The 13,511-nt window shown below is 63.5% G+C and carries 13 protein-coding genes; 5 read left to right on the forward strand and 8 right to left on the reverse strand.

Annotated elements, in window-relative coordinates:
* Positions 1-209 precede the first annotated feature (209 nt).
* Entirely contained in the window at positions 210-1,997 is a 1,788-nt protein-coding gene (gene aspS / locus X727_RS151370) for an aspartate--tRNA ligase (RefSeq protein ID WP_023682421.1), read from the reverse strand.
* Positions 1,998-2,220: 223 nt separating this feature from the next.
* Here aspS and X727_RS151365 point away from each other — a divergent pair, with 223 nt between their 5' ends.
* A complete protein-coding gene (locus tag X727_RS151365) occupies positions 2,221-2,640 on the forward strand; it encodes a hypothetical protein (RefSeq protein WP_023734157.1) in 420 nt (139 codons plus the stop codon).
* On the opposite strand, the gene X727_RS151360 is transcribed toward X727_RS151365, so the two are convergent.
* Positions 2,637-3,395, reverse strand: a complete 759-nt coding sequence (locus X727_RS151360) for a DeoR/GlpR family DNA-binding transcription regulator (RefSeq protein ID WP_023734158.1) — start codon at positions 3,393-3,395, stop codon at positions 2,637-2,639. The two genes, X727_RS151365 and X727_RS151360, sit on opposite strands and share 4 nt — an antisense overlap.
* Before the next feature lie 112 nt (positions 3,396-3,507).
* Here X727_RS151360 and X727_RS151355 point away from each other — a divergent pair, with 112 nt between their 5' ends.
* From X727_RS151355 to rnd, 3 genes are all read left to right on the forward strand, one after another.
* On the forward strand, positions 3,508-4,713 hold the full coding sequence (locus tag X727_RS151355) for an MFS transporter (protein ID WP_023734159.1): 1,206 nt from the start codon (positions 3,508-3,510) through the stop codon (positions 4,711-4,713).
* 104 nt (positions 4,714-4,817) lie between these two features.
* Positions 4,818-6,071 carry an MFS transporter gene (locus X727_RS151350; protein ID WP_023834262.1) on the forward strand — a complete coding sequence of 418 codons (1,254 nt, stop codon included), beginning with the start codon at positions 4,818-4,820 and terminating at the stop codon, positions 6,069-6,071.
* A gap of 75 nt (positions 6,072-6,146) precedes the next feature.
* Entirely contained in the window at positions 6,147-7,298 is a 1,152-nt protein-coding gene (rnd, locus tag X727_RS151345; RefSeq protein ID WP_023705815.1) for a ribonuclease D, read from the forward strand.
* Between the two features lie 63 nt (positions 7,299-7,361).
* Here rnd and X727_RS151340 read toward each other — a convergent pair whose 3' ends face one another.
* The 5 genes from X727_RS151340 to X727_RS151320 form a co-directional block, all read right to left on the reverse strand.
* Positions 7,362-7,781 carry an MAPEG family protein gene (locus X727_RS151340; protein ID WP_023673032.1) on the reverse strand — a complete coding sequence of 140 codons (420 nt, stop codon included), beginning with the start codon at positions 7,779-7,781 and terminating at the stop codon, positions 7,362-7,364.
* Between the two features lie 22 nt (positions 7,782-7,803).
* Complete coding sequence (locus tag X727_RS151335) at positions 7,804-8,373, reverse strand: hypothetical protein (protein WP_023749016.1); 570 nt, start codon at positions 8,371-8,373, stop codon at positions 7,804-7,806.
* 19 nt (positions 8,374-8,392) lie between these two features.
* Positions 8,393-9,895, reverse strand: a complete 1,503-nt coding sequence (guaB, locus tag X727_RS151330) for an IMP dehydrogenase (protein WP_023834263.1) — start codon at positions 9,893-9,895, stop codon at positions 8,393-8,395.
* Between the two features lie 142 nt (positions 9,896-10,037).
* Complete coding sequence (locus X727_RS151325; RefSeq protein ID WP_023673035.1) at positions 10,038-10,493, reverse strand: PIN domain-containing protein; 456 nt, start codon at positions 10,491-10,493, stop codon at positions 10,038-10,040.
* Entirely contained in the window at positions 10,490-10,735 is a 246-nt protein-coding gene (locus X727_RS151320; protein WP_023673036.1) for a type II toxin-antitoxin system prevent-host-death family antitoxin, read from the reverse strand. Before X727_RS151320 ends, X727_RS151325 begins: the two co-directional genes overlap by 4 nt.
* A gap of 243 nt (positions 10,736-10,978) precedes the next feature.
* Here X727_RS151320 and X727_RS151315 point away from each other — a divergent pair, with 243 nt between their 5' ends.
* On the forward strand, positions 10,979-12,400 hold the full coding sequence (locus X727_RS151315; RefSeq protein ID WP_023805084.1) for an MFS transporter: 1,422 nt from the start codon (positions 10,979-10,981) through the stop codon (positions 12,398-12,400).
* Positions 12,401-12,617: 217 nt separating this feature from the next.
* On the opposite strand, the gene X727_RS151310 is transcribed toward X727_RS151315, so the two are convergent.
* Positions 12,618-13,328, reverse strand: a complete 711-nt coding sequence (locus tag X727_RS151310) for an RlmE family RNA methyltransferase (RefSeq protein ID WP_023694903.1) — start codon at positions 13,326-13,328, stop codon at positions 12,618-12,620.
* Positions 13,329-13,511 lie beyond the last annotated feature (183 nt).

Consider the following 13,511-nt stretch of genomic DNA (forward strand, 5'->3'; position numbering starts at 1 on the left):
CCGTCACTATACGGGGAGAAGGTGCCGGCAGGCAGATGAGGGGCGGCGCCAACGCGTGCAAATTGTAGTTCGATGCTGAACCGATTGTCAGAAGGCGCCAACTGCTAAGGCCGTTCGCCAATCGCCTGCATGCGTGCTGCCCCTCATTGTCCTGCCGGACATTTCTCCCCGTATAGAGACGGGGAGAAATGGCAGCTGCAACGCTGCCGTCAGTCCTTCTTCACTGCCGCGACACGCAGCGACAGATCACGCAACTGCTGCGGCGAGGCTTCCGAAGGCGCGTTCATCAACAAATCGTAGGCCTGCTGGTTCATCGGGAACATGGTGATCTCTCGCAGGTTCTTGGCGCCGACCAGCAGCATGACGACACGGTCGACGCCGGCCGCCATGCCGCCATGCGGCGGGGCGCCATACTGGAAGGCGCGGTAGAGGCCACCAAAGCGTTCTTCCACCGTGGCGCGGTCGAGGCCAACCGTCTCGAACGCCTTGACCATGGTTTCCGGCAAATGGTTGCGGATACCGCCAGAGGCGATCTCGAAGCCGTTGCAGACCATGTCGTACTGGAAGGCCTTGATGCCGAGCAGGTCGTCGCCGTTGAGCGCGTCGATACCGCCTTGCGGCATCGAGAACGGGTTGTGGGCGAAGTCGATCTTCTTCTCCTCCTCGCTCCATTCGAAGAACGGGAAGTCGACGATCCAGCACAATTCGAAGCGCTCGCGGTCGACAAGGTTCAGTTCTTCGCCGGCACGCGTACGCGCGGCACCGGCGAAGGTAACGAACTTCTTCGGATCGCCGGCGACGAAGAAGGCGGCGTCGCCATCGGCAAGGCCGAGCTGCTGGCGGATCGCCTCGGTGCGCTCCTCGCCGATGTTCTTGGCCAGCGGACCGGCGCCTTCAAGCTTGTCGCCTTCCTTGCGCCAGAAGATGTAACCCAGTCCCGGCTGGCCCTCGCCCTGCGCCCACGAGTTCATGCGGTCGCAGAAGGCGCGGCTGCCGCCGGTCTTGGCCGGAATGCCCCACACTTCGGCCTTCGGATCGTTGGCCAGGATGTTGGCGAAGACCTTGAAGCCGGAATCGCGAAAATGGTCGGAGACGGCCTGCATCTCGATCGGGTTGCGCAGGTCCGGCTTGTCGGAGCCATATTTGCGCATGGCGACATCGTAAGGAATGCGCTGGAATGTCTGCGTCACCGGCTTGCCGTTGGCGAAGGTCTCGAAGACGCCGCGCATCACCGGTTCCATGGTCGACAGCACGTCGTCCTGCTCGACGAAGCTCATTTCGAGGTCGAGCTGGTAGAATTCGCCGGGCAGACGGTCGGCGCGCGGGTCCTCGTCGCGGAAGCAGGGCGCGATCTGGAAATAGCGGTCGAAGCCCGAAACCATGATCAGTTGCTTGTACTGCTGCGGCGCCTGCGGCAGCGCGTAAAAGGTGCCGGGATGGATGCGCGACGGCACCAGGAAGTCGCGCGCGCCTTCCGGCGACGAGGCCGTCAGGATCGGCGTCGAGAATTCGGTGAAGCCGACATCGGTCATACGCTTGCGCATCTCGGCGATGATTTTCGTGCGCGCCACGATGTTCCTGTGCAGCGTCTCGCGGCGCAGGTCGAGAAAACGGTACTTCAGGCGGATGTCTTCGGGATAGTCGGGCTCGCCGAACACCGGCAGCGGCAATTCCTTGGCTGCCGACAGCACCTCGATCTCGCGGGCAAAGATCTCGATCTCGCCGGTCGGCAGGTTGGCGTTGGTGGTGTCCGGCAGGCGCGCCTTGACCTCGCCGTCGACGCGGATCACCCATTCGCCACGCAGCGTCTCGGCCACCTTGAAGGCGGGCGAATCCGGATCGGCGACGATCTGGGTCAGGCCGTAATGGTCGCGCAGATCGATGAACAGCAGGCCGCCATGGTCGCGCACGCGATGCACCCAGCCCGACAGGCGAACCGAAGAGCCGACATCGCTCTTTCTCAACTGGGCACAGGTGTGGCTGCGGTAACGATGCATTGTCATGTCAAAATTCCGGGGTGCTGGGTTGTGGGTCGAGCATCAAAGCCCGGTCCAAAATTTGCGCGAAAAGCGCATGGGAGGCCCGATTTGTCAAGGCAAGCCGGGTTTGGGTCGTCTCTCTATCCGCTAGTCAGTGTTGAAGTCTTTGCCAGGCTTGGCGCATTGCCGCCAGAAGTGTTTCTCGCGACAGTGCAGTCATCGAATGATCTGGAGATACTTCATGCCAGAACCCACAGTCCCGCCGGGTGTCGGGCCACATAATGGCCGCGAATTGGAGCTGATGCTTCAGGGCGACAAATCAATGGCCTTGTTCGCGGCGGAACCGGGTATGGACGCCGACGATATTGGCGATGCAGGTTTTGCACCGTTTGTCGACGAAGGTCGCATCCTGAAGTTCACCCAGATTGTTCCTAAAACCTCAGTGGAAGAGCGCTGCTACTGCCTGCCGACAGAAGAATGGCGCTGCAAACTGAGCTTGTTGATCTCCAGAATGTGCCGCAGCGGAGAGGCCTTTGACATCTTCACATCGAATGATCTGGCGAGGCTTGAAGGAGCCCTTCTCGGCTATTCAAAGGAAGATGTCGAAGTGTTCGTCGCCCATGCTGCGTCCCGGACTGCCCGCGCGCCGAGCTCCGTTTAAGCCAAATGGATTTCGGCGCCCTGGCGTTCGAAGTCGGCGAGGATTGCGGCCGGCGCGGTCTTTTCGACCACGAGGTGGCGGATCGCCTCTGGCCTGGCAACCCGGTAGGGTGCGGCTGTGGCCAGCTTGTCGTTGGTTACAGCGATGACGATGCCTGCGCTGTTCTTGGCCATGGCCCGCTTTACCTCGGCCTCAGCCGAATCGAAGGCCGTGACGCCGCGCGACGCATCGAGACCGCAGGAGCCGAGAACAAACAGGTCCGCGCCAAGTTGCGCGACAGCGGCAAGCGTGTCGGCGCCGACGCAGGCGCCGAGATGGCGGTCGAACCGCCCGCCCAGCACAATCAGTTCGACCAAAGCGTGGTCTGACAGGACGGAGGCAATTTCGAGCGAATTGGTGGCGACGGTCAGATCGATGTCGCGCGGGATGGCCCTGGCGATCGCGGCATTGGTCGAGCCGCTGTCGATGAACAGGGTCTGTCCGCGCGAAAGCAGTGCCACGGTCGCGCGGGCCAGCCGCGTCTTTTCTTCGACCGCATGGCCGGCGCGCAGGCCGACCGGCGTGGCCGCGAAGGGTGCGGCCGCGACCGCGCCGCCATAGACGCGGCGGCACTGCCCGGCCTTGGCCAACTCCCTGAGGTCGCGCCGAACCGTGTCTTCCGAAACGCCGAAGCGGCCTGCCAGCTCGCCGGCCAGCACCCTTCCCTCGACGGCCAGGCGATCGCGAATAATTTGATGCCGCTCATCGGTCAGCATTGCATGATCCTGTTTTTTTCCATGCACGTTCTTGCACGATTTGCATGTTTGTGCAAGATGTAGGCATATCAAACAGTGACAACCGTCGACTCTCTTCCCCGAAAGCATCGTCATGACCTTTGGCCTCCGCCTCGCTCCGCAACACCGGGTCTACGCCGGCTTTGCGATCTATTCGTTCGCCATGGGCCAAATCTTCCCGCGGCTGCCCGACATCAAGCACGCCATGGGCATCGGGGACGGCACGCTCGGGCTAAGCCTGATCGGGACGCCGATCGGCACCTTGACCGCGCTGACGCTGGCGGCGCCGATCCTGGAGCGCATCGGCTTCCGCCGCGCGCTGCTCGGGCTGGTGCCGCTTTTGTCGGTTGTCTTTGCCATTGCCGTGCATGCGCCTGGGCCGCTTGCGCTGTTCCTGATGCTGTTTCCGGTCGGCCTGATGATCGGCAGCGTCGAGATCATTCTCAATGTCGAGGCCGATAGAACCGAATTCCTGCTCAAGCGCCGGATCATGAACCGGGCGCATTCGTTCTGGAGCATCGGCTTTTTCGGCGCCGGCCTGTTCGGCGCCGCGCTTGCGCATCTCGGCATTTCGCCGCAACTGCACCTGGCGATTGTCGTACCGATGGTGGCGACAGGAATCGCGCTGTTTCTCGGCGGTTACGAACCGGCGCCGAGCCGCTTCGCCGGCAATGACGAGACGGCGCCAAGGCTGGCGCGGCCGACGCTGCCGATCCTCGTCCTCGTCGCGGTGACACTGTCGGCGATGCTGATGGAAGGCGCCAGCATCGACTGGTCGGCAATCTACATGCGCACCGTGTTCGATGCGGGCCCTTTCGTCGCCGGCTTCACCGTGGCGCTGTTTGCATTCTCGCAAGCGAGCACGCGCTTCTTTGCCGACTCCTTTGTCGACCGCCACTCGCCGAGCGTCGTGGCGCGGGTGCTGCTGGCGACGATGGCGGTGGGCGTGCTGCTCGTCTTCTTCTCGCCTGCCCCGCTCGTATCGATGCTGGGCTTTGCGCTACTTGGCATTGGCAGCAGCGTGCTCTTTCCGCTGGCGATCTCGGCGGCAGCCCAGCGGACGGACCGCTCCGCGACGATCAATGTCGCGGCGCTGTCGCAGATTTCCTTCGTCGCCTTCCTGCTCGGCCCGCCGCTGCTCGGTTTCGTCTCCGACCATTGGGGCATCCGCTCGGCCTTCGGTATCGGCATCCCGTTCATCATGCTCAGCCTGCTGACCGCCGGCTCGCTTGGCCGAAGGGCTGCCCGGGGCAAGCCTGCGCCGGCGAGCGAAGCTTTGGCGAGGGCCGACGGAGCTTGAACGGCCGCACTTGAAGCCACACACCTGTTGGCGGCGGGACAAGCCACTGGCATTGGCCACACCGATGGTTCAGAACTGTGGAGCCACCTAAGCAACGGTTCCGTATGTCCTCCATCCGCCCGCTGATCCCGCTCCTCATCGCCGCCGGCATCCTGCTTGGCGGCAACGGGCTGCAGGGCACGCTGATCGCGCTGCGCGGCGCGCAGGAAGGATTTTCGGCCTCCGACATCGGCCTGATGGGCACGTTCTATTTCGCCGGCTTCCTGTTGGGGTGCCTGGCCGTCACCCGTATCCTCAAGGCAGTCGGCCATGTCCGGACGTTTTCAGCACTGGCCGCCATCGCCGCGGCCAGTACGCTGCTCCTGGTGCTGGTGATCGATCCGGTGATGTGGTGCGCGGTGCGCTTTGCCGGCGGTTTCTGCTTTGCCGGCCTGTTCACCGTCATGGAAGCCTGGCTGAACTCCGGCGTCGAAAACAAGGATCGTGCGCGCGTGCTGGCCATCTACCGCATGGTCGATATCGGCTCGGTGACCGGCGCACAGTTCCTGATCCCGATCTTCGGCCCCGGCGGCTTTGCCATCTTCGCCATCATGTCGATGATGATCACGCTGTCGCTGGTTCCGGTGTCGCTCGGCGACCGCTCCAACCCGACGCCGCCGGAAGACGTCAAGCTCGATCTCGCCCGCGTCTGGCGGATTTCGCCGCTCGGCTGCTTCGGCTGCATCTGCGTCGGCGTCACCAACAGCGCGTTCCGCACGCTGTCGCCAGTCTATGCCGAACAGATCGGCATGTCGGTGGCCGATGTCGTCACCTTCGTCAGCGTCGGCATCTTCGGCGGCGCCCTCATCCAGTATCCGCTGGGCTACCTCTCCGACCGCTGGGATCGGCGCGCGGTGCTTTTGGCCACGACATGCGGCGCCATGTTCGCCGCGCTGGCGCTGGTCTTCGTCGCCGGCGCCGATCCGACCCTCAATTTGATCATCGTCTTCATCTTCGGCAGCTTCGCCATGCCGCTCTATTCGCTGTCGGCGGCGCATTCCAACGACCGCGCCGACAAGGGCGAGTTCGTGCTGATCAACGCCGCCTTGATGCTGTTCTATTCCTTCGGCGCCATTGGTGGCCCCTTCGCGGCGTCCGCAGTGATGCAACATTTCGGACCGGGCGCCCTGTTTGTCTTCAGCGCAGTCGTCTACGCCACCCTCATCGCCGTCATTCTCTACCGCATGCAGGTGCGCGGCAGCGTGCCGGCGGGCAAGCGCAGCCGCTTCACGGCGCTGCTGCGCACATCAACCGTCTTCGNCGTCTTCGCGCGGCTGGCGCGCAGGAATGGCGATTCCGACGGATCGGCTGATACTTGACCGAAGGGCGGCTTGACGAAAGCGCCCATGGCTGAAATTGAAAGAGAACCTTACCCGTTACTAAAAAGCGATTTGATGCACGTCATCACCACCCAAAATGAGCTCGAGTCCGTTCTCGCCGCTTTTGAAAAGTCGGATTTCGTCACCGTCGACACCGAATTCATCCGCGAAACGACATTCTGGCCGATTCTGTGCCTGATCCAGATGGCGGCGCCAGGCGTCACCGCGCTGGTCGACCCGCTGGCGCCCGACATCAACCTCGCCCCATTCTTCCGGCTGATGGCCAATGAAGCGGTGGTCAAGGTTTTCCATGCCGCGCGCCAGGACATTGAAATCATCGTCCATCTCGGCGATCTGGTGCCGCATCCGGTGTTCGACACCCAGGTCGCGGCCATGGTCTGCGGCTTCGGCGACAGCGTCTCCTACGATCAGCTGGTGCAGCGCATCACCGGCGCACGGCTCGACAAATCCTCGCGTTTCACCGACTGGCGCCACCGGCCGCTGTCGGACAAGCAGCTCGACTATGCCTTGGCCGACGTCACCCATCTGATCGACGTCTACAAGCATCTCAGCGCCGAACTGGAGCGGGAAAACCGCGCCCATTGGCTAAACGAGGAAATGGAGGTGCTGACTTCGCGCGAGACCTACGATCCGCACCCCGAAGACGCCTGGAAGCGGCTGAAGATGCGGCTGCGCAAGCCGCAGGAGCTGGCGATCGTGCAGACGGTGGCGGCATGGCGCGAACGCGAGGCGCGCGAGCGTGACGTGCCGCGCGGCCGGGTGCTCAAGGACGACGCCATATACGAGGTCGCCCAGCAGGCGCCGCGCGATGCGGCAGCACTTGGCAAGCTGCGCACCACGCCGAAAGGCTGGGAACGGTCATCGACGGCAACGGCGCTGCTCGGCGCGGTCAACACGGCGCTCGCTTTGCCCCGCGAAGAAATGCCGAAGCTGCCCAAGAGCTTTCAGCCGCCCGAGGGCTCCAATGCCGCCTCCGAGCTGTTGAAAGTGCTGTTGCGGATCGTCGCCGAGAAGGAAGGCGTCGCCTCGAAAGTGCTGGCGTCCAGCGACGACATCGACCGCATCGCCGCCGAGGGCGAGGATGCCGACGTGCCGGCCCTGCAGGGCTGGCGACGCGCCGTGTTCGGCGAAGCCGCACTGAAGCTGGTGCGCGGCGAAATCGGCATCAAGTTCGACAAGCGCAAGATCGCGGTGTTCGATTTGTAGACCCCCACCCCGCTCCGCTGCGCGGAGCGACCCTCCCCACAAGGGGGAGGGTAAACGACTGCCCTACACCGCTCCGAGCAGGTGTAGCGCGAACCAGATCCATGCCAACAAGAGAATGATCGCGCCGACGTAGAAGGCGCGGCTGCGAAACCGCAGATTGTTGCTGGTGAGGTGGACCCAGGCGTGGCCATAGCGGGAAATCACGAAAATCCACATCAACGCCAGGGTCAGATAATTGACGCCATTGGTCGCGTGCAGCGCCAGGCACAGCACATAGAACAGCACCGGCAGTTCGAACTGGTTGATGAGATTGTTGGCAACCGTGACGCTCGACCCGGGCTCGGTCGTGCGCACCTTGTATTGACCGACCTTGGCCTCGCCCGATTTGACCGCGCCGTAGCGGCGCCGGCCCATCACGACATAGACGATATAGACGAGCAACACCTGCGCCAGCATCGGCCAGAAAATCGCGGTCTGGCTCATGGCGTTGCCCCTGCTCTGTCGTTCATGCCTGTGGACGCCGCTGGGCGGCAAGGATCAAAAACGCGATGACGATGACGGGGATCGCCAGCAGCGCGAATTTGGTGACGATCAGCGACGAGGCGAAAGACAGAGAATCCGGGTTGGCCGACAGCGCATCGGACAGAAGCCGCGCCACCGCAATGTTCTGGGCGTAGTCGGCGCACGTGTAGGGCAGCACGATGACCAGCGCGAACAGCGCCTGAAGCTGCACCGGCATGGCACGAAAATTCTTCAGCCGCCGCCCGGTTGCCAGGATCAGGCTGACCATGGTCAGCGACAGCAGCGCCGGGAAGAGAAGGTCGAAAGTCAAATAGTGCCAGACCAGGATGATCTCGCTGCCGCGTCGGCCGAGTGCCGTCAGCCAGGCCATGCCCTCGTCGGGCGTGAACCCGCCAAGGCGCACGTCGAGCGACGGCAGGCCACCGCTCAGCCGGCGGAAATAGAAGAATTCCAGCAGCGTCATGATGATGAAAACCGCCGCGGCGGCAAAGCACAGCGCGCCGGCATGGCGCGCCAGCCGCAGCACGATCGTCGCCTGGTGGCGCCAGAGCATGTACCGCTCTGGCTGCCGGTCAGGCTCCGCCAGGATAGTTCGGGCTTTCGCGGGTAATCGTGACGTCATGGGCGTGGCTTTCACGAAGTCCGGCGTTGGATATGCGCACAAAGGTGGCGCGTTCGCGAAAATCGGCAAGGTCGCGGCCACCGACATAACCCATAGCGGCTTTTAGCCCGCCCGCAAGCTGGTGCAGCACGCCAGACACAGGTCCCTTGTAGGGCACCTGCCCTTCAATGCCTTCCGGGACCAGTTTCAGCGTGTCGCGAACCTCGGCCTGGAAGTAGCGATCGGCCGAGCCGCGCGCCATGGCGCCGACAGAGCCCATGCCGCGATAGGCCTTGAAGGAGCGGCCCTGATGCAGATAGACCTCGCCCGGGCTTTCGTCGGTGCCGGCCAGCAGCGAACCGATCATGGCCGCACTGGCGCCGGCGGCAAGCGCCTTGGCCAGATCGCCCGAATATTTGATGCCGCCGTCGGCGATGACCGACACGCCTGATCTATGCGCCGTCTCCACCGCCGACATGATCGCCGAAAGCTGCGGCACGCCGACACCGGCGACGATGCGCGTGGTGCAGATCGAGCCCGGGCCGATGCCGACCTTGACGGCATCGGCGCCGGCGTCGATCAGCGCCTGCGTGCCTTCGGCGGTGGCGACGTTGCCGGCCAGGATGCGGACGGAATTGGAAAGCTTCTTGGCCCGCGTCACCGCATCGAGCACGCGCTGCGAATGGCCATGCGCGGTGTCGATGACCAGGAGGTCGACACCGGCATCGATCAACCGCTCGGCGCGCTCGAAGCCGTCATCGCCGACGCTGGTGGCTGCCGCCGCCCGCAGGCGCCCCTGCGCATCCTTGGTGGCGTGCGGGTTGAGTTGCGACTTCTCGATGTCCTTGACGGTGATCAGGCCGACGCAATTGCCTTGCTTGTCCACGACGACGAGCTTTTCGATGCGGTGCTGGTGCAGCAGCCGCTTGGCCTCGTCCTGGTCGACATTCTCGTTGACCGTGATCAGGTTCTCACGGGTCATCAATTCGTAGACTTTCTGCCCCGGATCGGAGGCGAAGCGCACGTCGCGGTTGGTCAGGATACCAACCAGGCGGCCGATCTTCTGGCCGCCGGTGCCGCCATTCTCGACAACCGGAATGCCCGAGATGGAATAGGTGCGCATCAGCGCCAGCGCGTCGGCGAGCGTGGCGTCGGGGCCGATGGTGACCGGATTGATGACCATGCCCGATTCGAACTTCTTGACCTGGCGAACCTGCTCGGCCTGTTCGGCCGGCGAGAAATTGCGGTGGATGACGCCGATGCCGCCGGCCTGCGCCATGGCGATGGCGAGCCGCGCCTCGGTGACGGTGTCCATGGCGGCCGACAGGATCGGCACGTTGAGGTCGATGTCGGTGGCGATGCGGGTGCGGATGTCGGTCTCACCGGGCATGACCTCGGAATGACCGGGCTGCAACAGCACGTCGTCAAAGGTCAGCGCCAGCGCGCCGGTGGACGTTTCGATGATTTTTGCCATGGCCAGTCCTCGGATACGAAAAGCGCTGGGAGAATACAAAAAAGCGCTGGACCGAAATGGACAGCGCCGACTCGTTTCTTCCCTTTCAGGATTGGCGCTGGCTGGTAACACGTCGCGGCGCCGATGAAAAGCCGGTCGTGGCCTATTCGGCGGACTTGCCCAACAGGGCATCGAGCAAGACATGGCGCGGTGACGCGAAAGGATTGACGACCGTTACGCCGCCCCAGGTGAAGCCGTCCTGCAGATCTTCCGACAGCAGCAGCCGGCAACCGGTTTGCGAGGCAACAGACAGGATGGTCGCATCCCAGATGCCGAAATGGTGATCGGTCGCAAGATCAGCCGCGACCGTCATCACCTCCGGCGTCGTGCCGACAACCGGAAACGCGTCGCGCCAGCTCAACAGGGCGTCGCGCGCTTGTGCACGTGATCGTCCGGCCTTGCGTGTGAGAACGGTGAACAATTCGCCGAGCACTTGGACTGGAATGACGGCTGCCTCTTGCGCAATGTCGTGCAGCAGGCCGAAAACGATGTCGCGCTTCTCGGCTCCGTTGATCCCCTCGGCATAAACAAGGATGTTGGTATCGAGCGCGACCTTCACCGCTCGTCCTCGTAAAGCTCGTCGCGGCTCCAGCGCCCGGCTTCTACAACAGGCTGGCGTTCGAGGCGCGACAGCAGCGCTGTGCGCGAACGAGACGCCGCAGGGTCGGGCTGCCCTGCAGGCACGATCCGCGCCACGGGGCGCCCATGGCTGGTCACGACATAGCTCTGTCCTTCGCGGACACCGCGCAGGAGGAGCGAGAATTTGCGGTTGGCGTCGGCTGCGGAAACGGCTTCTTCCATGACATTGTCCAGATAGTAGTTATATTCGCTACAGCATAGTGAACCCGGTCAATTTTCGCAAGTTCATTCAATGTGGCGAAACGCAGCGATGCCTCTTGTCCGCCCACGGTCGCACAAAAATGACAGCAAATTAATGCGACATCGCGCCTGAGGCGTGATAACCGCCCGTTTGTATCGGCTTGCCCGCCTTTTCATTGCCTGGATTGGCCGGCAGGCACATTTAGACCAGTTCGGACGCGTTCGTTGAACCGCATCATTCCGCTCATTCTGGCGGTCGCCTTGTTCATGGAAAACATGGATTCGACCGTCATTGCGACATCGCTGCCGGCGATCGCCGTCGACATCCACACCAGCCCGATCGCGCTCAAGCTGGCGCTGACCGCCTATCTGGTGTCGCTGGCCATCTTCATTCCGATCAGCGGCTGGATGGCCGACCGGTTCGGCGCCAAGACCATTTTTCGCGCCGCGATCGGCGTGTTCATCGTCGGCTCGGTCTGCTGCGCCGTCTCCAACTCGCTGCCGGCCTTTGTCGTCTCGCGCTTCCTGCAAGGCATAGGCGGCGCCATGATGACGCCGGTCGGCCGGCTGGTCCTGGTGCGCGCGACGCCGAAGAGCGAGCTGGTTGCCGCCATGTCGTGGCTGACGGTGCCGGCGCTGGTCGGACCGCTCGTCGGACCACCGATCGGCGGCTTCATCACCACTTATTTCACCTGGCACTGGATCTTTCTGATCAACGTGCCGATCGGCCTGATCGGCATCTGGCTGGCGACGCGCTTCCTGCCGCAAACCGACTCGATGGAGACGCCGCCGCTCGATTTCGTCGGTTTCGTGCTGAGCGGGCTGGCGGCCTCCGGCGTCGTCTTTGGCCTGTCGGTGGTCAGCCTGCCCTATCTGCCGCCGGCGACCGGCCTCATCACCGTGGCGGTCGGGCTGATTTCCGGCGTGCTCTATCTGCTGCATGCGCGGCGCGCCAAGAATCCCCTACTGGCGCTGGAACTGTTCCGCAACCAGGTGTTCCGCTCCTCGGTGCTCGGCGGCTCGCTGTTTCGCATCGGCATCGGCGCGGTGCCGTTCCTGTTGCCCCTGATGTTCCAGATCGGCTTCGGGCTGACGCCGTTCCAGTCGGGCATGATCACCTTCGTCTCGGCCATCGGCGCCATTGGCATGAAGTTCGTCACCGCGCTGATCTTCCGGCTCGCCGGCTTCCGCCGGGTGCTGATCTGGGGCTCGCTGATCGCCGCCGCATCGATCGCCATCTACGGCCTGTTCACGCCGGAGACGCCTTACGCGCTGATGCTGGCGATATTGCTGGTCGGCGGGTTTATCCGCTCGATGTTCTTCACCGGCGTCAACGCGCTCTCCTATGCCGAGGTGACGGCTGAAGACACCAGCAAGGCAACGCCGATCACGGCGGTGTTCCAGCAGTTGTCGATCGCGCTCGCCGTGGCGCTGGCCGGCGGCATCCTGGAAGTCTCGACCTCGATCCGTGGCGGACCGCTGGCGCTCGGCGATTTCCACATCGCCTTCTTCATCGTGGCGGCGGTGTCGGCGGCAGCGTCCGTGTCATTCATGCGGCTGGCGCCGGATGCCGGCAATGCCGTATCGGGACATGGCCGGCTGACGACGCCGAAGACGCTGGAGCCGGTGAGCACGGCTGGGAAGTAAGGGGCGGCGCGACGAAAATCGTCGACGTCGGCGATCCTTCACACCCCCCCTCTGGCCTGCCGGCCATCTCCCCCGCAAGGGGGGAGATCGGATATCACGCGGCTTTCGCCAATCTTGCAACTTTGAAGGAATGGCGAGGCGGTCGCAGCTGCCAATCTCCCCCCTTGCGGGCGAGATGTCCGGCAGGACAGAGGGACGGAGCGCTACGAAGCGTCTTTCACGCCGTGCCGTCTCTGCCCTTAAAATCCTTCGCCAGCAAATACAACTCCACCGACTCATCCCGCGACGCCGGCGGCTTCACGTGGTGCACCGAGCGGAAGTTCTTCTTGAGCATCGACAGCAGCTCGTTTTCGGCGCCGCCTTGAAACGTCTTGGCCAAAAAGTGCCCGCCCGGCTTCAGCACCGACAGCGCGAAATCGGCGGCCACCTCGCACAGATGCATGGTGCGGATGTGGTCGGTTCGCTTGTGGCCGGTGGTCGGCGCGGCCATGTCGGACAACACGATATCGGGGTCGCCGCCCAGCGCCTCGGCGAGCTTTTGCGGCGCTTCCGGGTCGAGGAAATCCATCAGCAGCACCGGCGCACCCGGCACCGCATCCATTTCGAGATAGTCGATGCCGATGACATGTGGATTATCAGCCGTCGATTTCGTCCTCGCGGCCGCCACCTGGCACCAGCCGCCGGGGGCCGCACCGAGATCGATGACCTTCATGCCGGGTTTCAGCAGATGATGCTTGTCATCGATCTCGATCAGCTTGTAGGCAGCGCGCGAGCGATAGCCGTCGGCCTTGGAGCGCTGGACATAGGGATCATTGATGTGGCGCTGCAGCCAGCGGCGCGACGATTCCTTCAGGCCGCTCTTCTTCTTGATCCGCGTTTTGAGGACACGAATGCTGGCGGAGCCCGGCTTTTCCGGCTTCTTGGTCATGACTTTTTTTCTTGTTTGAGTTTTTGCACTCGCCGAGTTGCCGCCGTTTTTCGGCGGCTTCGCGTTTCGCGAAGGGCTTCCCCCACTCCGTCGCCGCTTCGCGGCGCCACCTCTCCCCCCTCCGGAGGGAGAGGAAAGGCGCTGGTCTGCATAAGTTCGCGCCCTTCCTCTACCCCGTCGATC

The sequence above is a fragment of the Mesorhizobium sp. L103C105A0 genome, from assembly GCF_000502215.1.
In the GTDB taxonomy this organism is placed as follows: domain Bacteria; phylum Pseudomonadota; class Alphaproteobacteria; order Rhizobiales; family Rhizobiaceae; genus Mesorhizobium.

Coding starts and splice junctions, on each gene's coding strand:
- aspS (WP_023682421.1), bottom strand. CDS start 1,997: ATGCATCGTTACCGCAGCCACACCTGTGCCCAGTTGAGAAAGAGCGAT.
- X727_RS151355 (WP_023734159.1), top strand. CDS start 3,508: ATGACCTTTGGCCTCCGCCTCGCTCCGCAACACCGGGTCTACGCCGGC.
- X727_RS151360 (WP_023734158.1), bottom strand. CDS start 3,395: ATGCTGACCGATGAGCGGCATCAAATTATTCGCGATCGCCTGGCCGTC.
- X727_RS151320 (WP_023673036.1), bottom strand. CDS start 10,735: ATGGAAGAAGCCGTTTCCGCAGCCGACGCCAACCGCAAATTCTCGCTC.
- X727_RS151365 (WP_023734157.1), top strand. CDS start 2,221: ATGCCAGAACCCACAGTCCCGCCGGGTGTCGGGCCACATAATGGCCGC.
- X727_RS151340 (WP_023673032.1), bottom strand. CDS start 7,781: ATGAGCCAGACCGCGATTTTCTGGCCGATGCTGGCGCAGGTGTTGCTC.
- X727_RS151335 (WP_023749016.1), bottom strand. CDS start 8,373: ATGCTCTGGCGCCACCAGGCGACGATCGTGCTGCGGCTGGCGCGCCAT.
- X727_RS151310 (WP_023694903.1), bottom strand. CDS start 13,328: ATGACCAAGAAGCCGGAAAAGCCGGGCTCCGCCAGCATTCGTGTCCTC.
- rnd (WP_023705815.1), top strand. CDS start 6,147: ATGCACGTCATCACCACCCAAAATGAGCTCGAGTCCGTTCTCGCCGCT.
- guaB (WP_023834263.1), bottom strand. CDS start 9,895: ATGGCAAAAATCATCGAAACGTCCACCGGCGCGCTGGCGCTGACCTTT.